Raw genomic sequence first — 18,637 nt, 5'->3', positions numbered from 1 at the left:
ACGGGCGTACGCCGAGAGCGACTCGACGTAGCGGCGCTGGCCCTCGGCGAAGATCGTGTCGAAGGCGAGCGAGGACTTGCCCGACCCGGACAACCCCGTGAAGACGATGAGGGAGTCACGGGGCAGGTCGATCGAGACGTCCTTGAGGTTGTGCTCCCGGGCCCCCCGGATGATGAGCTGGTCCGCCACTGCGTTGTCCCCTGGTCCCCTCGTCTTCGAACACGTGTTCGCCATCGTAACCGGCGCGAGCTGGACATAACGACCCCGGACGCACCGATGTTCCCCACGATCTCACGGGCCACCGACAACGCTCCGGTCCGGCAGGATGGGGCCATGGCCGACCTCACACCCGACCCACCGCGGAGCCCGTCCCTGGCCGCGACCGACGACCTCCTCGCCGCGGCCACCCGCCGCCTCGTCCGGACCGCGGACGGGCTCCCGGAGGCCGACTACGACTCCCCCAGCCTGCTGCCCGGCTGGACCCGAGCCCACGTGCTCGCCCACCTGGCCCTCAACGCCGAGGCGCTCGCCGGAGCCCTCGGTGGGATCGTCGAGGGCGACCCGGTCCCGATGTACGCCTCGCAGGCGGCACGCGACGCGGACATCGAGGAGCTGGCCGGCGCCGAGCCGGCGGCGGTCCGGGCCCGGCTCCTCGGCGCGTGCACGGACCTGGCCGACGCGATCGCCGCGGTCCCCGACGACGCCTCGTCGACCGAGATCGAGCGGGTGCCCGGCGGGCGCACGTTCCCCGCCGCCGCGGTCCCCGGCATGCGGCTGCGCGAGGTCGAGATCCACCACGCCGACCTCGGCGCCGGCTACGACCACCGCAGCTGGCCGGCGGAGTTCGCGGAGCTGCTGCTCGACTCGATGGCCTCGCGCGACGTCGCCGAGGCGGGCTTCACGGCGTGCGCCACCGACCTCGACCGGACCTGGACGTACGGCGATGCCTCCTCCGGGCCGACGGTCTCCGGCGCGGCCGCCGACCTCGGCTGGTGGTTGACCGGGCGCGGGAGCGGCGAGGGACTGACGAGCGACCGCGGCGAGCTGCCGCAGATCGAGGAGTGGTGATGAACGACTACACCGGACGGGTCACGCCGGGCGGCGGCCCCGACGTGCGCGAGCTGGCGCACCTGACGATCACCAAGGTGGCCGTGGACCCGAAGATGTCCAACAACTGCTACCTGCTGCGCTGCCACCACACCGGGCAGCAGGTGCTGGTCGATGCAGCCGCCGAGCCCGAGACGCTGCTGCCCCTGATCGGCGAGGCCGGGCTGACCACGGTGGCGACGACCCACCAGCACTGGGACCACCACCGCGCGCTCGCCGACGTGGTGTCGGCGACCGGCGCCGAGGTGGTGGCCGGCGCCCCCGACGCCGCTGCGATCACCGACCAGACCGGCGTGGACGTCACCCGGCGCCTCGCCCACGGCGACACCGTCGCTGTCGGCGACTGCACGCTCGAGGTGATCGCGATCGCCGGGCACACGCCCGGATCAATCGCCCTCCTGTACGACGACCCCGACGGCCACCCGCACCTGTTCACCGGCGACTCGCTGTTCCCGGGCGGCGTCGGCAACACGTTCGGCGACAAGGCGGCCTTCGCCCAGCTCATCGACGAGGTCGAGACCAAGGTGTTCGACCGGCTCCCCGACGACACCTGGTTCTACCCCGGCCACGGCGACGACTCGACGCTCGGCGCCGAGCGCCCGGCGCTCCCGGAGTGGCGCGACCGCGGTTGGTGAGGACCACGGCGGGAGAGGACTACTGGAAGCAGTCGTAGTAGTCCTCGCCGCCTCGCGGCTGGTTCCACAGGATCTCGATCACGTTCATGCCGTACGACGGGTCGTACATGTGGTGTCCCCGGGCCGCCTGGTGCAGGTACCCGCTGGTCCAGCGAAGGCCGGCTCCGCGCCGCGGGTGCGCGAACGCCCCCTTCTTGACCCAGTGGCCCGGACTGACGAAGGCGTACTTGCCGGCGGCCCGCACCCGGAAGACGTATCCGGTGTAGACCTTCTGGCTGTTCGAGTCGTAGGTGTAGCAGGGGTAGTCGCCGCGAGCGATCCGACCGTGCGCGCTGGCCGGTGCTGGAGCGAACGTCGCCGCCACCAGGACCAGCGAGAGAGCCGTGACGACGAGCTTCCAGAGGTGCATGTCATCCTCCTCCCGAGATGGCCCGACCGAGCCACCCTCGCGCAGGCTAGGAGCGGCGGGGACGAGGCGGTAGGTGCGAAGGTGCCGGGCTCCCGGGACCTTGGCCCACCCAGAGCCGGCCGTGGTCGCACGCTCACGAGGCCGTCGGCTGGGGATGCCGACCGGCGCACCCGCACGACACCCGTCGATGAGCGGCCGAGGTCAGGCCACCGAGGACCAGCCGCCGTCGCCGTCGGCCTCCCAGTCGGTGGTGGGCGGGAGCGGCGAGCGGCCCGAGGGCGCGGGGTCGGTCGACCAGTCCGCGAGCCCGGTCGGGAACGTCAGGTCGTCCATCGTGGGGATCGAGTCGAGGTCGAGCAGCTCGGCGATCGGCATCCCGGCCGGGAGGTTGTCCTCGCTGAGCCGGGCGAAGACGCCCAGGGCGTCCCACCGCGGCGCGGTGCCCGCGTCGAGGTGGTCCAGCATCGCGTCCTCGGCCAGGCCGGCGTCGATCACCACGACGAGCCTGTCGGCGCCGTACGCCGTCGCCCACCGCCACAGCGTGCGGGCCGAGAAGCGACGGGTCCGAGCCAGCCGCATCACCCGCTCGACGGTCGGGGCCGCCACGCCTGCGCTCAGCAGCTGGGCCTCGACGTCGCCGTGGTGGACGCGCTCGGGGTGCCGCTGCAGCTCGAGGTCGCGTCGGCGCGAGCCCTGGGCCGACGGCGCGCACACGGTCCCGGCGATCGCCAGGCCCAGGCAGACCAGGCACACCAGAGCGAGCAGGAGGATCACGTCGCGCACCTCCTTCCAGGGCTCCGGGCGTGCCTCACGCGTGTTCATCGTGCGGGCAACTGACCCGACGGGTACAGCGTTACGCCGTACCCGGCCCGTGACCCCCGCGGCCTAGACCAGAAATGCCAGGAATTCTCCAGGACGAGCTCGGCCGACGACCGACAGCCCGGGTCAGTGGTAGGTGATCTTGACCGTGTCGGTCACCGGGACCGACTGACAGCCCAGCCGGATGCCGTCGGCGATGTCCTCGTCGTCGAGCACGTCGTTGTGGAGCATCTTCACGTCGCCCTCGAGCAGCCGGACCGCGCAGGCCGAGCACTCCCCCTCGCGGCAGGAGTACGGGGCCTTCACGCCCTTGGACTCCAGGTGCTCGAGCAGCTTGGTGCCGGGCGCCCAGTCGTCGAAGACGTACTGCTCGCCGTCGAGCTCCACCTCGAGCTTGACCGGCCCCTGCGGCTGGTCCTCCTCCGCGGCCGGCGCGCCCTCGTCGCCCGAGACGTCGCCCGAGACGTCGTCGGGGTCGTGCTCGGCGTCCTCGATCTCGTGCTCGGCGACCTCGCGGTCGTGCAGGTCCCCGAACGGGTTGCCGCCCAGCGAGATGAACTTCTCCTGGTGGCGCCGCTCGCGCGGGAACCCCAGGTCCTTCAGGGCCGCGACGGCCATCTTCATGAACGGCGCCGGACCGCAGACGAAGGCGTCGTACGACGCGTGGTCGGCCGCGAACGCCCGCACCTGCTCCTGCGTCGGCAGCCCCTGCACCGACTCCAGCCAGTGCACGACCAGCAGCCGGTCGGGGTGCTCGGCAGCCAGCCGGGACAGCTCGCCGGCGAAGATCACCGACCGCTCGTCGCGGTTGGCGTAGAACAGCACGATCCGCCCGCTCCCCTCACGCAGCGCGGTGCGGGTGATCGACATGACCGGCGTGATGCCGCTGCCGCCGGCGAACAGCAGCAGGTCGGCATCGAGCGACACCGGGCTGAAGATGCCGCTCGGCGGCAGCATCCGGATCGTGTCGCCCTCGCGGAGGTGGTCGCACAACCAGTTGGAGGCGTAGCCGTCGGCCGTGCGCTTGACGGTGATCGTCAGCGGGCCGCCGTCGCCGGGGCTGCTGCAGAGCGAGTAGCAGCGCGCAGCCACGCCCGTCTGGTCGCTCGGCACGGCCAGGGTGAGGAACTGACCCGGCTTGTAGGTGAACTGCTCCTCGGCACCCGCGGGCACCTCGAAGGAGATCGAGTGCGCGTCCGCGGTCTCCTCGACCACGTCCACGACCCTCAGCTCGAAGGACTCCTCGCTCATCTGCTCAGTAACCGTCCTCGGCTCCGATGGGGATGCGACCCTCGCGCACGGCGGCGTCGATGCTGGCGACCAGCCGCGAGCAGCCGGCGTACACCGGACGCCCGCCGGGCTGGGCCGCCATTCTCGCGAACTCCGGGCAGTGCCCCAGGGCCTCGTCCGACCACTGGATGGAGGTGTGGTGCTCGCTGTTCTTCTTCACCCCGACGGTGGCCAGGCAGTCCAGGCAGGACACCTCGACCAGCCGCGCCCGGGTGTAGAGCCGCTGGTCCTCCAGCGTCTCGGGGCTGGTGGGGACGAAGGACGCCATCAGGTGCCCGTCATGATCGGCGGCGTGGACTCCGGGTCCGGCGCCTGCTGATCGTCGGCGTCCTCCGCGCTCTTGCGGGCGAGGTTCTCCTCGACCTCGGCGCGCCAGTGCTCGTTGGCCTTGGTGGTGTCGACCTCGAACTCGAACCGCTCGGTCATCTCCGGGGTGACGTCGGCCTTGTCGACGTAGAACTGCTCGTACCACCGGCGCAGCTGGTAGACCGGGCCGTCCTCCTCGCACAGGAGCGGGTTCTGCACCGGCGCCTTGTTGAGCCAGATCGCGACGTCCTGCTCGAAGCCCTGCTTGAACGTCTCGGAGTAGCGCCGGCCGATGTACTCGGCGGTGGCGTCGTCGACGCCCTCGGGCTTCTTCACGCACAGGCCGTACTGCAGCTTGAAGGAGTTCTGCGAGGTCGGGATGTGGCAGTTGATGAGGATGACCTCGGTCTCGAAGCCCTTGTAGTCGACGTTGATCCAGTTGATCATGTACGACGGCCCGTAGTACGAGGCCTCCGACTTCAGCATCAGCCCCTCGTCGCCGTAGCCGGCGCCGTCCACGTCGGGGCGGCCGGTCGACTCCATGAACTGCGTCGCGACGTGTCCCTCGAACACGTTGCGGAAGCTGGTCGGGAACGCGAAGTGGATGTAGAAGAAGTGCGCCATGTCCACGACGTTGTCGATGATCTCGCGGCAGTGCGCGTGGGGGACGTCGAGGACCTCCCACGTCCAGTCGGTGTACTCGTCGGTGCCCACACCGGGCAGCTCCGGCGGCAGGATGTCGAGGTCCGGCTCGGAGCCCTCCACGTCGTGCCACACCATCACCTGGCCGTTGCGCACCACCACCGGGTAGCGCTGGGTGCGCGCCCGCAGCGGCACCCGGCGGGCGTACGGGATCGCCTTGCACTTGCCGTCGCCGCCCCACCGCCAGTCGTGGAACGGGCAGGCGATCTCGTCGCCCTTGACCGTCCCCTGGGTCAGGTCGCCGCCCATGTGGCGGCAGTAGCCGTCCAGGGCGTTGATCTGCCCCTGGGAGTCCTGCCAGACGACGATCTTGCCGCCGAACGCCTCGATCCCGTGCGGCTTGCCGTCCGCGAAGGCCGACTCGAGGCCGAGGCAGTGCCACCCACGCGCGAACCTCTCGGGCGGCGTGCCGTGGTCGAGGGCGCGCGCGCTGGACGGGGCGCTGGACTGGGTCGGGCTCATGGCGTGCCTCCAGACAGGTGGACCAAAACGAGAACAGGTTATAGTTTTTGGGTCGCGGTCGCCAGCGCCCCACCCCCAGGATCCACTGGCCACCCTGCCACGCCGACCTCGATCCGCCCCCGATGGAGTCCCCATGCACATCGCCCTCACGCCCGAGCAGGAGCGGCTCCGCGAGGAGCTGCGCGACTACTTCGCCGCACTGGTCACCCCCGAGGTCAGGGCCGGTCTGGCGTCGGCGACCGGCGAGTTCGGCGAGGCCGGCGTCTACAAGGACGTGATCCGCCGGCTCGGCACCGATGGTTGGCTCGGCATCGGCTGGCCGAAGGAGTACGGCGGGCAGGCCCGCTCGATGGTCGAGCAGCTGATCTTCACCGACGTCGCCGCGGTGGCCGGCGTACCGATCCCCTACCTGACGCTCAACACGGTCGGGCCGACGATCATGCGCTTCGGCACCCAGGAGCAGAAGGACTACTTCCTCCCCCGCATCCTCGCGGGCGACCTGCACTTCTCGATCGGCTACTCCGAGCCCGGCTCCGGCACCGACCTGGCCTCCCTGAAGACCAAGGCGGTCCGCGAGGGCGACGAGTGGGTGATCAACGGCCAGAAGATGTGGACCTCGCTGATCCAGTACGCCGACTGGATCTGGCTCGCGTGCCGCACCGACCCCGACCTCCCCCGCCACAAGGGCCTGTCGATGATCCTGGTGCCGGCCGACGCGCCGGGCTTCTCCTACACGCCGGTGCACACGGTCGCCGGCGTCAGCACGAGCGCGACGTACTACGAGGACGTGCGGGTCCCCTACGGCAACCTCGTCGGCGAGCTCAACGGCGGCTGGTCGCTGATGACCAACCAGCTCAACCACGAGCGGGTCGCGCTGACGTCGGCCGCGCCGCTGACGCACTCGATCGGCCTGGTGCGCCGCTGGGCGCAGGAGACCAAGAACCCCGACGGCCAGCGGGTGATCGACTCCGAATGGGTGCAGATCGGGTTGGGCCGTGCGCACGCCCGCGCCGAGGCCCTGTCGCTGGTCAACTGGAAGCTCGCGGCCGACGCGGACGCCGGAGTGGCCCTCTCCCCCGCCGAGGCCTCGGCGACCAAGATCTACGGCTCCGAGCTCGCGACCGAGGTCTACCGCTCGCTGATGGAGATCGTCGGTCCCAACGCCGGAGTGACGGGCGACTCCGACGGCGCGGTCCTCGCGGGCCGGCTCGAGCGCTACTACCGCTCCGCCCTGGTGATGACCTTCGGCGGCGGCACCAACGAGATCCAGCGCGACATCATCGGCTACGTCGGGCTCGGTCTGCCCGCAGCGAAGAGGTAATGATCATGGACTTCACCTTCACCGCCGAGCAGGACGAGGCCGCGGAGCTCGCGGCCGGCATCCTCAAGGACCGCGCCACCAACGACCGGCTCAAGACGGTCGAGGCGGGCGGCGACCGGTTCGACCGCGACCTGTGGGCCGAGCTCGGGGCGGCCGGGCTGCTCGGGCTCGCGCTCCCCGAGGAGCACGACGGCGCGGGGCTCGGCCTCGTCGAGCTGTGCCGCGTGCTCGTCGAGGTCGGCCGCACGGTCGCCCCCGTGCCGCTCGCCGCCCACGGCCCGGCCGCCCGGCTGCTGGCCGAGCACGGCTCCGACGCGCTGCGCCAGCAGTGGCTGCCCCGCGCCGCGACCGGCGACGTCGTGCTGACCGCCGCGGTCGCCGAGGAGCGGGCCTACGCCCCGTCGCGGCCGACGACGGTCGCCACACCCGCCGGTGAGGGCTTCCGCCTCACCGGCAGCAAGGCCATCGTGCCCGCGGGCCCCTACGCCGACGCGTTCCTCGTCCCGGCCGACACCCCGACCGGGGTCGGGGTGTTCCTGGTCGAACCGGTCGACGCAGGCGTGAGCGTCGTGGCGCAGACGTTCTCCGACCGCGACGCCGTGGCGCGCCTCGACCTCGACGGGGTCGCCCTGGGGGCGGACCGGCTGGTCGGAGCGGCCGACGGCACGGCCGACCACCGGCTGCGACAGCTGCTGCTGCTCGCCGCCTCCGCGGAGCAGCTGGGCATCACCGAGGGCGCGCTGCGGCTGACCTCGGCGTACGCCAAGACGCGCGAGCAGTTCGGCCGTCCGATCGGCACGTTCCAGGCGGTCTCGCAGCGCCTGGCCGACGGGTACATCGACGTGCTCGGCCAGCGGCTCACGCTCTGGCAGGCCGCGTGGCGGCTCGAGGAGGGGCTCCCCGCCGACACCGAGGTCGCGGTCGCCAAGCTGTGGGCGGCCGACGCCGGCCACCGGCTCGCCCACACAACCGTGCACGTCCACGGCGGCGTCGGCATCGACCTCGACGGCGAGGCGCACCGCTACTTCACCGGCGCGAAGCGTTTCGAGTTCCTCCACGGTGGTGCCACCGAGCAGGCACTCACGATCGGACGCGCCCTGGCGGCCGAGCCGGCGTGAGGCCCGGCCGCTGCAGCGGTCGGCACCTCAGCGATCGGGCGGCGGCGACGGTGCCGTGTCCGCATCGGTGAACGGGATCCCGCCACCGAAGCCGTCGCTGACCTGCCGCGCGTCGAGGACGCGGTACGGCGAGGTCGCGCTCGCCGCCCGCGAGCCGAGCGCCTCGACCGGCACCGCGCCGCGCGAGGCCACGACCACCAGGTTGCCGAGCCGACGGGCCCGCAGCGTCGCGGGCTCCGCCGTGAGGACGACCGTGCCGAACACCTGGCGCAGCGCCGCCACCACACGGCGGCTCCAGCCGAACGGTGCCCGGTCGGTCAGGTTCAGCACGAAGAGCCCGCCCTCGCCGAGCACCCGGGCCACGTCGTCGAAGAACTCCACCGTCACCAGCTCCGCCGGCACCCGGGCCTCGGCGAACGCGTCCAGCAGGACGATCTCGGCATGACCGTCCCGGAGTGCAGCGAGGCCCTCCCGGCCCCCGACGGAGCGGACCTTGATGCCGCTGCGGCGCGGCAGCGGGAGCTCGCGGCGCACGAGCTCGGTGACCTCCGCCGCCGGCTCGAGCACGACCTGGGCCGACCCGGGCCGCGTAGCCGCGACGTACCGCGGCAGTGTCAGCCCGGCGCCGCCGACGTGCACCACCCGCACCGGCTCCCCGGGCGGCGCGGCGGCGTCGAGGACGTCGGCCATCCGGCGTACGTAGTCGAAGACCAGGCGGGTCGGGTCTTCGAGGTCGACATAGGACTGGTTCATCCCGGACAGGCGGAGCACATGGCTCCCCGGTCGGTCACCCGGGACGATCTCCATCACGTCCGCCTCGCTGCTCACCCACGCCTCATCGCAGGTCGAAGGTACCGGGGACCGGCACCCGGTCGCGCGACCACGGGTTCGCATCGGTGCGGAAGCGCCCGGTGAGCAGCTCGACCCGGATCGCCGCCTCCTGCGGCGGGATGCACTTCACCGGCACGTCGAGGCTGAGCTCCGTGCCGCCGCTGGTCTGGGACACGAGCGGCTCGCAGTTGCGATAGCGACCGGTGTCGTCGAGGTAGCGCGTGGCGTAGGCCCAGTCGGGCTTCTGCGGGCTGAACCCGATCTGCGTCTCCCACGTCGCCTCGGAGCCGGCCGGCGGGACCAGCCGCACGAACACCATCTGGTCGAACCGGTGCGAGCCGGTCACCCGCGCGATCGTCACCGCGAACCGGAGATCGCCCTCGTCGCCGACCGGCGTCACGGTGAACGCGCTGGCGTCGATCGTGCGGCGCTGCCCGTCGGAGAGCCCGTCGGCGCGGTGGAAGATGCGGACGTCCCCGGTCGCGTCGGGCGCCTGGACCACGGGATCCACCCGGGTCGCGGACGCCCCCACGGGCGGCACGACGACGACCACCGAGGCCATCAACGTCGCCAGCAACATCCGCGGTCCGACCATGGGTCGATGCTTCCAGCACGGAACGCTCCCGGACCAGAGGCCAACGTCCCAGCGCGCTACGGTGAGCGCCCGTCCACGCTGCAGGAGCCGCCCGTGATCACCCCGCCCCGTCCCGACGTCGCCTCGGCCGCTCGCGAGCGCCTCGCCGCGCTCGCCACCCCGCCCGGGGCCCTGGGCCGGCTCGGCGACCTCGCCGTGTGGATCGCCGCTTGCCAGGGCGTGGCCCCGCCCCGGCGGCTCGACTCGGTCCGGGTCGTGATCTTCGCCGGCGACCACGGCGTCGCGCGGTACGGCGTCTCGGCGTACCCGCCCGAGATCACCGCCGCGATGGTGCGCACGTTCGTCTCCGGCCGTGCGGGCGTCAGCGCCCTGGCCGCCGCGCACGGCGTCGCGGTGCGGGTGCTGGACCTGGGCGTCGACGACGACCTCGACGGCGTCCCCGACGACGTACGCCGGTTCAAGGTGCGACGCTCGTCCGGGCCGATCCACCTCGAGGACGCCCTGACCGCCGAGGAGACCCGCACCGCGCTGGCCGCCGGGGCGGCCGTCGCGCGCGAGGAGATCGCCGCGGGCGCCGACCTGCTGATCAGCGGCGACATGGGCATCGGCAACACGACTCCCGCAGCAGCGATGGTGGCCGCGGCCCTCGGCCTGCCGGCCAGCGAGGTCACCGGGCGCGGCACCGGCGTCGACGCGGCCGCCCTGGCCCACAAGGAGCAGGTGATCGACCAGGCGCTGGCCCGCGCCGGCGCCCGCACCGACGACCCGGTCGAGACGCTCACCGCGCTCGCGAGCGCCGACCTGGCCGCGAGCACCGGCTACCTGCTGGAGGCGGCCCGCCAGGGCGTGCCCGTGCTCCTGGACGGCCTGATGGCGGTCGCTTGTGCGCTGACGGCCGACCGCATCGACCCCGGGGCGGCCGCCTGGTTCGCCGCCGGACACCGATCCACCGAGCCGGCCCAGGCACTGGCGCTGGCCAAGATGGGCCTCGAGCCGGCGCTCGACCTCGGCATGCGGCTCGGCGAGGGCAGCGGCGCCGTCGCCGCGGTGCCCGTCCTGCGCAGCGCCGTCGCCGTGCTGCGCGACGTGGCGCTGCTCAGCGAGCTCGGTGGGTGAGTCCTGGCGGCTGGCCGTCGGCACGCTGACGGCGCTGCCGGTGCGAGCGGTCTCCGCCGTGGACCGGCGCACAGCCCGGGGCGCCATGCTGCTCGCGCCGGCGGCCGTGCTTCCGCTCGGGCTGGTCGTCACCCTCGTCCTCGTCCTCGGCGCCGCCGCCGACCTGCCGCCGCTCGCCGTCGCGTTCGTCGCCGTGGGCGCGTTGGCGATGGGCTCGCGGGCGCTGCACTGGGACGGCCTCTCCGACACCGCCGACGGGCTGACGGCCTCCTACGACCGGGCGCGGTCGCTGGAGGTGATGCGCACCGGCACGAGCGGTCCGGCAGGGGTCGTCGCGACCGTGGTCGTCCTGGGCGTCCAGGTCGCCGCGCTGGCGGCGTACGTCGAGGTGGGCTGGCGCGCCGCCCTCGCCGGCGTCCTCGTGTGCCTGTCGCGGTGCGCGCTGTGGATCGTGTGCTGCACCCGCGTGCCACCGGCGCGGCCCGACGGCCTCGGCGCCGCGGTCACCCGCACGGTGCCGGTCCCCGTGGCCGTCGTGGGCGGTGTCCTGCTCTCGGTGGTCGGAGGCCTCGTGGTGCTCGCGCTCACCCGACGCACCGTGAGCCGCTTCGGCGGGGTCACCGGCGACGTCCTCGGCGCGGCGATCGAGGTCGCGCTGGCGACGACGCTGCTGGCGTGGTCGTGGGCTTGACGATCAGAGCCGCAGCACCCGGCCCGCGACCACCAGGTGCACCTCGTCGCAGGCGGCGCCGAAGCGCTGGTTGACCACGCCGAGCAGGTCGCGGAACAGGCGCCCGGAGCGGTGCTCGGGCACCACGCCGAGCCCGACCTCGTTGGTGACGACCACGACCGGTCCGCGCGCCGCGCCGAGGGCGGCGATCGCCGCGTCGGTCTGCGCGCTCACGTGACGATGGATCTCGCCGGGCTCCGCGTCCCAGAGCGCCGCCTCGTCGAGCACCGCGGCCAGCCAGGTGCCGAGGCAGTCGACGAGGATCGCGCCGTCGACGGCCAGCGCGGTGGCGAGGTCGCGGGACTCCAGCGTCGTCCAGCGTGCCGGCCGGCGGGCCCGGTGCGCGGCGATCCGGGCGGCCCAGTCGGGGTCGGCGTCCTCGTCGGGGGTGGGCCCGGGCGCAACGTAGGTGACCGCGGGCGCGTGCTCGAGCAGCCGCTCGGCGTGGCTGGACTTGCCGGAGCGGACGCCACCGGTGACGAGGACCTTCATCGCGCCGATCCCGGGGGCAGCAACGGCAGGTCGCGAGGCGCCCCGCTCGTCGCGAGGTCGGCGATGGCAGCGACGTCGAGGTGCTCCTCCACGAGGTCGGCCAGCAGCTCGAGCCGGCGTTCGCGCGCTGCTGCGAAGCTCACCCCGGAAGGCTCCCACACGTGCCCGGTGAGTCGGGCCACCTCGGTGAGGAGCGCCGCGCGGAAGCTGTCGCCCTCGAGGCTGCCGTGCCACATGGTCCCGAGGACGTGGCCGGCCCGGGCCCCACCGAGGAACTCCTCGGCCCCCGCTCCGCGCGTGACGACCCCGTGGTGGATCTCGTAGCCCGAGGTGGCCGCGCCGAGCGCGGTGCCGCGCGGCAGCCGCAGCACCTTGTCCTCGACGAAGTCGGTGCGTACGTCGAGCAGGCCCAGCCCCTCGACCTCGGCTCCGGCCACACCCTCGACGCCCGCCGGGTCCGACACACACCGGCCGAGCATCTGGAAGCCCCCGCAGATGCCCAGCACCGGTCGCCCTGCGGCCGCGTGCGCGTGGATCGCGCGGTCCAGGCCGCGCTCGCGCAGCCAGGCCAGGTCGGCGATCGTCGCCCGGGTGCCGGGCAGCACCACCAGGTCCGCGTCGGAGACCGCACGCGGCTCGCTCGCGAACACGACGTCGACGCCGGGCTCGAGGCCGAGGGCGTCGACATCGGTGATGTTGCTGATCCGCGGCAGCCGCACCACGGCCACCCTGAGGATTGCTCGCCCGTTCCCGGCGCGGCGCGACACCGGGTCGAGGGTGTCCTCGCCGTCCAGCCAGAGGTCGGGGTGCCACGGCAGCACGCCGTACACCCGGCGTCCGGTGAGCCGCTCGAGCTCCTCCAGGCCCGGCGTCAGCAGGGAGAGGTCCCCGCGGAACTTGTTGACCACGAACCCTGGTACCAGCCGCTGGTCGGCGGCCTCCAGGAGCGCGACCGTGCCGAACATCGCGGCGAGCAGCCCGCCGCGGTCGATGTCGCCGACCACCACCGTCGGCAGGTCGGCGTGCCGGGCCAGGCCCATGTTCACGTAGTCACCCGCGCGCAGGTTGATCTCCGCGGGGCTGCCCGCGCCCTCGGCCACCACGACGTCGTAGCGCGAGGCGAGGTCGTCGAAGGCGTCGTACGCCGTACGGGTCAGCCGGTCCCGGCGGCAGGCGAAGTCCCGGGCGCCGACCTCACCGGCAGGGCGCCCCATCACCACGGCGTGGCTGCGCAGGTCGCTGCCGGGCTTGAGCAGGACGGGGTTCATCGCGGCCTCGGGCTCGGCGCGCGCCGCGACCGCCTGGATCCACTGGGCTCGGCCGATCTCGGCGCCGTCGGCGCACACCATCGAGTTGTTCGACATGTTCTGGGCCTTGAAGGGCGCCACCCGCACCCCGGCGCGCGCCAGCGACCGGCACAGCGCCGTCGTGACGACGCTCTTGCCGGCATCTGAGGTGGTGCCGGCGATCAGGATCCCGCCCATGGGCAGCCCAGCATAGGAGGCCGGCCGGACGGCACCTGCCGTCAGACCACGCCGCTCACGCCGTGGCGTCGGCGGACGCCTGCGCGGCCGGGCCGGTGCCGTTGACCGACCCGTCGACCGCACCGGTCTTGATCGAGCTGATCAGGCTCTGGGCGAGGCCCAGGCCGGCGCCGCCCATGGTGAGCGCCTTGCCGAGCATGTCCTCCATGCCGTCGGCGCCATTGAGCACGACGAGGTTGTCGATGTTGCCGAGCGCGGAGGCGCCGGCCTTGACGATCTCGGGGTAGTTCTCGGCGATCGTCTGGGCGATGACGGCGTCCTGGTTCTCGGCGAGCGCCTCGGCGCGCGCCTTGATGCCGGCCGCCTCGGCGAGGCCGCGGGCCTGGATGGCCTTCGCCTCGGCCTCACCGGTGGCGGCGGTGGCACGGGCCTCGGCGTCACCGCGCAGCGTCGTCTCCTCGGCCTCCGCGCGGGCGCGGGCGATCTTGGCCTGGCGGTCGGCGTCCGCGAGCGTGATCTGACGGTAGGCCTCGGCGTCGGCGGGCTTGCGGATCTCGGTGTCGAGCACCTTCTCGGCACGCTGGGCGTCGAGCTCGGCCGCCGCGGTCTCGGCCTTGACGACCTCCTGGCGGGCCTGCGCCTCGGTGAGCGGGCCGGCCTGCGCGGCCTGGGCCTTCGCTGTGTCGACCTCGGCCTGGTAGCCGGCCTGCTCGATCTGCGACTGGCGGACGGCCTCGGCCTTGCGGGCGTCGGCGATCTGCTCGGCCTGGGTGGCCTCCTGATCGCGCTGGGCGGCGGCGATGCGCGCGGCGGCCTCGATGGCGGCGGCCTGCGGCTTGCCGAGGTTGTTGATGTAGCCGACCTCGTCGTCGATCTCCTGGATCTGCAGCGAGTCGACGATCAGCCCGAGCTTGCCGAGGTCGTCGGCCAGGGACGTGCGGATGTTGGCGGTCAGTGACTCGCGGTCGTGCAGCATCCCCTCGACGGTCATGCCGCCGACGATCGCGCGGAGGTGGCCGGCGAACAGCTCGTGGATCGTGCTGACCAGCGTCTCCTCGTTCTGCTCCAGGAAGCGGCGCGCGGCGTTGGCGATGCTGGCCTTGTCGTCGGCGACCTTGAACACGACGACGCCCTTGACGGTCAGCGGGATCGACTGGTTCGACGGCGCCTTGACCGTGAGGGTGGTCGTGCGCAGCCCGAGGTAGAACCGGCGCACGGTCTGGAACCCGGGGATCACGGCGGTGCCGCGGCCGACCACGATCTTGAAGCCTCGACCCGTGTCGCCCGGCATGTCGGCCGGGGTCTCACCGTGGGCGCCGAGGCCCGAGATGATCAGCGCCTCGTTGGGCTCGGCGACGCGCCAGATCATCTTGAAGACCAGCACGAGGAAGAGGACGGCGACGAGCGCGACGGCGCCCACGATCACGAGAGTCATGGCAGTGCTTCCTTGTTCGGACCAGCGCTAGAGCGCGGCGGAGACGTAGACGATGCGCGGCTGGGCGTACTCCATGACCCGCACCAGTGTGCCGATCGGGAGCGTGTCGGTGCCGACGTACGGGTAGGCGTTGAACGCCTCGCTGCCGCCGCGGATCGGGAGCATGACCTCTCCGACGAGACCGGGGCCGACCGTGCCCGTCACGCGTCCCTCGCGACCGACGACGTTGTCGTCCCCGCGGTCCACCGCAGACCTGCGTGCCATCCGAACCCCCGTTCGCGTCCCGCTCCGAGCGACGTGACGGGCACATCAGACCACACCGACGCGCCGGTGGCCACCTGGGATCGGTCAGGGTGCGCGGAGACCCGCCAGAGCGCGCTCGGTCGACGACCCGGCGGGGACCGGTAGCGTCAGCCGCGCCTGGCCGGCGACCAGCGTCACCACCCGCACCGTCGGGTAGACCGGGTGCGGCTCGACGCGGACCTCGGTCAGGGCCTCCCGCGCCACCAGCCGACGCGCCTGGGTGTGCACCGGCGACCGGCCCCGCGCCAGCCCGACCCGGTCGAACACCTCGACGGTGTCGTCGTCGAGTGCGACCAGCGCGGCGTGCACGGTCATCGGCCGGAGCGCGTGCGTCACGGAGCGCGCCGCCGCGGAGACACCGCCTCCCCCGGGCCGCACCACCTGCCGCGGGTGCCAGGCGACGGCCTGCAGCGCCGGCCGTGCGGCGGCGACGGCCCGGTGGGCGTTGACGATGCCGATGTCGTCGAGGCCGAGCGCGTGCTGGTCGAGGAGCGTGGGCACGCCCGGCGCGGCCGCGACCTCGCCGTCCGCCGAGCGCTCCATGGCGAGCACCCGCAGCTGCTCCACGAGCCGGCCCGGATGGCCGCGGTCGGCGCCGTTGTAGGTCATCGTCACGACCTCGCCGTCGCGAGCGTGCACCCGCACCCGGGCGTCCAGGAGCGTCACCACGTCCTCGATCGCGACCACGTCGCCGTACGCGACCTGGCGGACGACGTACCCACCGGCACCGGCGGACCGGCTGAGCACGGTGAGGCACGAGGGCTCGAGCGCCACCAGGTGGTCGTAGAGATCCATGTCCGGGCGCGCGTCACGGCGCGCGATGTCGCGCGGCACCTTCAGCACCAGCCGCGCCGCGGCGAGGTCGAGCGGGTGGCGCCGGTACAGCCGCGGCACCTCGTCCTCGGTGCGGACCTCGTCGACCCAGGGCCCGAACAGGTCGTACTCCCGGGTGCCGGTGACCACAGCGTCCTCCTCGTCGACACTCCCACGTTACGGCCCCATGCCGTCCGTAACTGCCCGAACCGCGCACCCGGAGGTGCGAGGCTGGTCACCCGGCGGGGACTGCGGGTGCGGTCAGGCGAGGGCGGCGCGAGCGGTGACGAACGCCTCGGCGCAGCGGCGTACGTCGTCCTCGGAGTGAGCGGCCGAGAGCTGCACGCGGATGCGCGCCTTGCCGCGCGGGACCACCGGGAACGAGAAGGCGATGACGTAGACGCCCTGGCCGAGCATGTGGTCGGCGATCGCGGTCGCGAGCCGGGCGCCGTCGTCCCCGGGGAACATGACGGGGGTGATCGGGTGCTCGCCGGGCAGCAGCTCGAAGCCGGCATCGCTCATCAGCGAGCGGAACAGCGCACTGTTGGCGGCGAGGGTGTCGCGGGCCTCGCTCGAGGACGTCACCAGGTCCAGCGCCTGGAGCGAGCCGGCCACGACGCCGGGGGCGACGGAGTTCGAGAACAGGTAGGGGCGCGAGCGCTGCCGAAGCAGGTCGACGACCTCCTGGTGGGAGGCGACGTAGCCACCCGACGCGCCGCCGAGGGCCTTGCCGAGCGTGCCGGTGATGATGTCGACGCGGTCCATGACGCCGAACCGCTCGGGCGTGCCGCGCCCGCCGTCGCCGACGAAGCCCACGGCGTGGGAGTCGTCGACGAGGACCATCGCGGAGAACTCGTCGGCGAGGTCGCAGATCTGGTCGAGCGGCGCGTAGCTGCCGTCCATCGAGAACACACCGTCGGTGGCGATCAGCACCCGGCGGGCGCCGGCCTCGCGTGCCGCGACCAGCTGGGTGCGGAGGTCGCCCATGTCGGCGTTCTTGTAGCGGTAGCGGGCCGCCTTGCTCAGGCGGATGCCGTCGATGATCGAGGCGTGGTTGAGCTCGTCGGACACGATCGCGTCCTCCTCGCCGCACAGCACCTCGAACACGCCGCCGTTGGCGTCGAAGCACGAGCTGTAGAGGATCGTCGCCTCGGTGCCGAGGAAGTCGGCGAGGCGCCGCTCCAGCTCGGTGTGCTGGGTCTGGGTGCCGCAGATGAAGCGCACCGAGCTCATCCCGAACCCCCACCGGTCGAGCGCATCCTTGCTCGCCGCGATGACGTCCGGGTGGTCGGAGAAGCCGAGGTAGTTGTTCGCGCAGAAGTTCAGTGCCTCGCCCGCGGTGGTGCCGATGTGGGCCGCCTGCGGCGTGGTGATCTCGCGCTCGCGCTTGTAGAGCCCGGCCGCCTCGATCTCCGCCAGGGTGTCGGCCAGCTGCTGCTTCACGTCGCCGTACATCTCAGCTCCAATCCAGGACGGCCTTGCCGGCGGTGCCGGACCGGGTGTGCTCGAACGCTTCCTCCCAGCGCTCGGCCGGGCCGCGCCACGTGATCACCGACTGTACGGCGTCACGCAGCGCCGGGCTGGTCGCCAGCATCGAGCCCATGAGGTACCAGGTCTCGAACATCTCGCGGCCGTAGATGCCCTTGAGCGTGATCATGTGCGTGATCACCCGCCCCCAGTCGATCTCGTACGCCGAGTGGGGCAGGCCCAGCAGCGCGACCCGCGCGCCGTGGTTGAGGTTCAGCAGCATGTCGCGCACGGCGGCCGGCGCTCCGGACATCTCCAGGCCGATGTCGAAGCCCTCGAGCATCCCGAGCTGCGCCTGGGCCCAGGCCAGGTCGTGGCCCTGGGAGAGGTCGACGGCGAGGTCGGCACCGGCCCGCGTGGCCAGCTCGAGGCGCTCGGGCCGCAGGTCGGTGACCGCGATCCGCCGGGCACCGGCGTGCCGGACGATCGCGGTCGCCATGATGCCGATCGGACCCGCACCCGTGATCACGACGTCCTCCCCCACCACCGGCCACTGCAGCGCGGTGTGGGTGGCGTTGCCCAGCGGGTCGAACAGCGCGCCGAGATCGGGGTCGAGGTCGGCCGGCTGGACCCATGCGTTCGTCGCGGGGATCACGATGTAGTCGGCGAAGGCGCCGTCGCGGTTCACTCCGACGCCGATCGTGTGGATGCACAGCTGGCGGCGACCGGCCCGGCAGTTGCGGCAGGCGCCGCACACGATGTGGCCCTCGCCGGACACCCGATCGCCCACCTCGATGTGGTCGACGTCGGCACCCACCTCGACGACCTCGCCGAAGAACTCGTGGCCGATCGTCATCGGCGTCTGCACGGTCGAGGCCGCCCAGTCGTCCCAGGTGAGCAGGTGCAGGTCGGTGCCGCAGAGCCCGGCCCGCAGCACCCGGATCTTCACGTCCCGGTCACCGCAGACCGGCTCGGGTACGTCGATGAGCTCGAGCCCGGGCCCGGCGGTGGTCTTCACGAGTGCGCGCACGTGCTCATCCTGCACCGCGGGCGAGACGGCGGAGCAGGAACCCCGGTCCGGGGGTCAGCTGCCGTCGGGCTTGTTCATCCACGACGGCGGCGGGGGCGGTGCCACCGTCGCGCTCGGCGGAGCGGGAGCCGGGCTCGGAGGCGCCGGCGGCGGCGTGGCCGCGCCCGGGGCC

Annotated in this window: 21 protein-coding genes; 6 read left to right on the top strand and 15 right to left on the bottom strand. The window is 72.9% G+C overall.

Annotated features, from left to right (window positions below; all coding sequences use genetic code 11):
- A partial coding sequence (locus Q0L15_RS18125; RefSeq protein ID WP_296605852.1) for a hypothetical protein occupies positions 1–189 on the bottom strand: 189 nt, incomplete at its 3' end.
- A gap of 144 nt (positions 190–333) precedes the next feature.
- On the opposite strand from Q0L15_RS18125, the gene Q0L15_RS18120 reads away from it, so the two are divergent.
- Together Q0L15_RS18120 and Q0L15_RS18115 are read left to right on the top strand one after the other, a co-directional pair.
- Positions 334–1,068 carry a maleylpyruvate isomerase family mycothiol-dependent enzyme gene (locus Q0L15_RS18120; RefSeq protein ID WP_296605851.1) on the top strand — a complete coding sequence of 245 codons (735 nt, stop codon included), beginning with the start codon at positions 334–336 and terminating at the stop codon, positions 1,066–1,068.
- A complete protein-coding gene (locus Q0L15_RS18115) occupies positions 1,068–1,742 on the top strand; it encodes an MBL fold metallo-hydrolase (RefSeq protein WP_296605850.1) in 675 nt (224 codons plus the stop codon). The genes Q0L15_RS18120 and Q0L15_RS18115 overlap by 1 nt, the downstream gene beginning before the upstream one ends.
- Before the next feature lie 19 nt (positions 1,743–1,761).
- On the opposite strand, the gene Q0L15_RS18110 is transcribed toward Q0L15_RS18115, so the two are convergent.
- The 5 genes from Q0L15_RS18110 to Q0L15_RS18090 form a co-directional block, all read right to left on the bottom strand.
- Positions 1,762–2,151: a hypothetical protein gene (locus Q0L15_RS18110; protein WP_296605849.1), complete on the bottom strand. Its 390-nt coding sequence runs from the start codon at positions 2,149–2,151 to the stop codon at positions 1,762–1,764.
- A gap of 201 nt (positions 2,152–2,352) precedes the next feature.
- Entirely contained in the window at positions 2,353–2,925 is a 573-nt protein-coding gene (locus tag Q0L15_RS18105) for a hypothetical protein (protein WP_296605848.1), read from the bottom strand.
- A gap of 171 nt (positions 2,926–3,096) precedes the next feature.
- On the bottom strand, positions 3,097–4,221 hold the full coding sequence (locus Q0L15_RS18100) for a 2Fe-2S iron-sulfur cluster-binding protein (protein WP_296605847.1): 1,125 nt from the start codon (positions 4,219–4,221) through the stop codon (positions 3,097–3,099).
- 4 nt (positions 4,222–4,225) lie between these two features.
- Entirely contained in the window at positions 4,226–4,528 is a 303-nt protein-coding gene (locus tag Q0L15_RS18095) for a hypothetical protein (protein ID WP_296605846.1), read from the bottom strand.
- The gene (locus Q0L15_RS18090) at positions 4,528–5,730 is read right to left on the bottom strand and encodes a Rieske 2Fe-2S domain-containing protein (RefSeq protein ID WP_296605845.1); all 1,203 of its coding nucleotides are present in this window, start codon (positions 5,728–5,730) and stop codon (positions 4,528–4,530) included. The genes Q0L15_RS18095 and Q0L15_RS18090 overlap by 1 nt, the downstream gene beginning before the upstream one ends.
- A 133-nt stretch (positions 5,731–5,863) precedes the next feature.
- Here Q0L15_RS18090 and Q0L15_RS18085 point away from each other — a divergent pair, with 133 nt between their 5' ends.
- Together Q0L15_RS18085 and Q0L15_RS18080 are read left to right on the top strand one after the other, a co-directional pair.
- Positions 5,864–7,051: an acyl-CoA dehydrogenase family protein gene (locus Q0L15_RS18085; RefSeq protein ID WP_296605844.1), complete on the top strand. Its 1,188-nt coding sequence runs from the start codon at positions 5,864–5,866 to the stop codon at positions 7,049–7,051.
- 5 nt (positions 7,052–7,056) lie between these two features.
- Positions 7,057–8,169, top strand: a complete 1,113-nt coding sequence (locus Q0L15_RS18080; RefSeq protein ID WP_296605843.1) for an acyl-CoA dehydrogenase family protein — start codon at positions 7,057–7,059, stop codon at positions 8,167–8,169.
- A gap of 27 nt (positions 8,170–8,196) precedes the next feature.
- Here the strand turns inward: Q0L15_RS18080 and Q0L15_RS18075 are convergent, their stop codons facing one another.
- Positions 8,197–8,997, bottom strand: a complete 801-nt coding sequence (locus Q0L15_RS18075) for a spermidine synthase (protein ID WP_296605842.1) — start codon at positions 8,995–8,997, stop codon at positions 8,197–8,199.
- Between the two features lie 7 nt (positions 8,998–9,004).
- Positions 9,005–9,595 carry a hypothetical protein gene (locus Q0L15_RS18070; protein WP_296605841.1) on the bottom strand — a complete coding sequence of 197 codons (591 nt, stop codon included), beginning with the start codon at positions 9,593–9,595 and terminating at the stop codon, positions 9,005–9,007.
- A gap of 93 nt (positions 9,596–9,688) precedes the next feature.
- On the opposite strand from Q0L15_RS18070, the gene cobT reads away from it, so the two are divergent.
- Positions 9,689–10,711 (top strand): nicotinate-nucleotide--dimethylbenzimidazole phosphoribosyltransferase, encoded by a 1,023-nt coding sequence (gene cobT / locus Q0L15_RS18065; protein ID WP_296605840.1) that lies wholly within the window; start codon positions 9,689–9,691, stop codon positions 10,709–10,711.
- Complete coding sequence (locus Q0L15_RS18060) at positions 10,704–11,402, top strand: adenosylcobinamide-GDP ribazoletransferase (protein WP_296605839.1); 699 nt, start codon at positions 10,704–10,706, stop codon at positions 11,400–11,402. Before cobT ends, Q0L15_RS18060 begins: the two co-directional genes overlap by 8 nt.
- A gap of 3 nt (positions 11,403–11,405) precedes the next feature.
- Here the strand turns inward: Q0L15_RS18060 and cobU are convergent, their stop codons facing one another.
- The 7 genes from cobU to tdh form a co-directional block, all read right to left on the bottom strand.
- A complete protein-coding gene (cobU, locus tag Q0L15_RS18055; RefSeq protein ID WP_296605838.1) occupies positions 11,406–11,933 on the bottom strand; it encodes a bifunctional adenosylcobinamide kinase/adenosylcobinamide-phosphate guanylyltransferase in 528 nt (175 codons plus the stop codon).
- The gene (locus Q0L15_RS18050; RefSeq protein WP_296605837.1) at positions 11,930–13,417 is read right to left on the bottom strand and encodes a cobyric acid synthase; all 1,488 of its coding nucleotides are present in this window, start codon (positions 13,415–13,417) and stop codon (positions 11,930–11,932) included. Before Q0L15_RS18050 ends, cobU begins: the two co-directional genes overlap by 4 nt.
- A gap of 55 nt (positions 13,418–13,472) precedes the next feature.
- Positions 13,473–14,852, bottom strand: coding sequence for a flotillin family protein (locus Q0L15_RS18045; protein ID WP_296605836.1), 1,380 nt, complete (start codon positions 14,850–14,852; stop codon positions 13,473–13,475).
- 27 nt (positions 14,853–14,879) lie between these two features.
- Positions 14,880–15,116 (bottom strand): hypothetical protein, encoded by a 237-nt coding sequence (locus Q0L15_RS18040; protein WP_296605835.1) that lies wholly within the window; start codon positions 15,114–15,116, stop codon positions 14,880–14,882.
- Positions 15,117–15,200: 84 nt separating this feature from the next.
- Positions 15,201–16,118: a hypothetical protein gene (locus Q0L15_RS18035; protein WP_296605834.1), complete on the bottom strand. Its 918-nt coding sequence runs from the start codon at positions 16,116–16,118 to the stop codon at positions 15,201–15,203.
- Positions 16,119–16,229: 111 nt separating this feature from the next.
- The gene (locus Q0L15_RS18030; protein WP_296605833.1) at positions 16,230–17,423 is read right to left on the bottom strand and encodes a glycine C-acetyltransferase; all 1,194 of its coding nucleotides are present in this window, start codon (positions 17,421–17,423) and stop codon (positions 16,230–16,232) included.
- A 1-nt stretch (position 17,424) separates the two neighbouring features.
- On the bottom strand, positions 17,425–18,465 hold the full coding sequence (tdh, locus tag Q0L15_RS18025; RefSeq protein WP_296605832.1) for an L-threonine 3-dehydrogenase: 1,041 nt from the start codon (positions 18,463–18,465) through the stop codon (positions 17,425–17,427).
- Between the last annotated feature and the right edge of the window lie 172 nt (positions 18,466–18,637).

It is taken from the genome of Nocardioides sp. (assembly GCF_024509035.1).
Classification (GTDB): domain Bacteria; phylum Actinomycetota; class Actinomycetes; order Propionibacteriales; family Nocardioidaceae; genus Nocardioides.
Note: the sequence above shows the minus strand (reverse complement) of the source record. Positions and strands in the feature narration are given on the sequence as shown.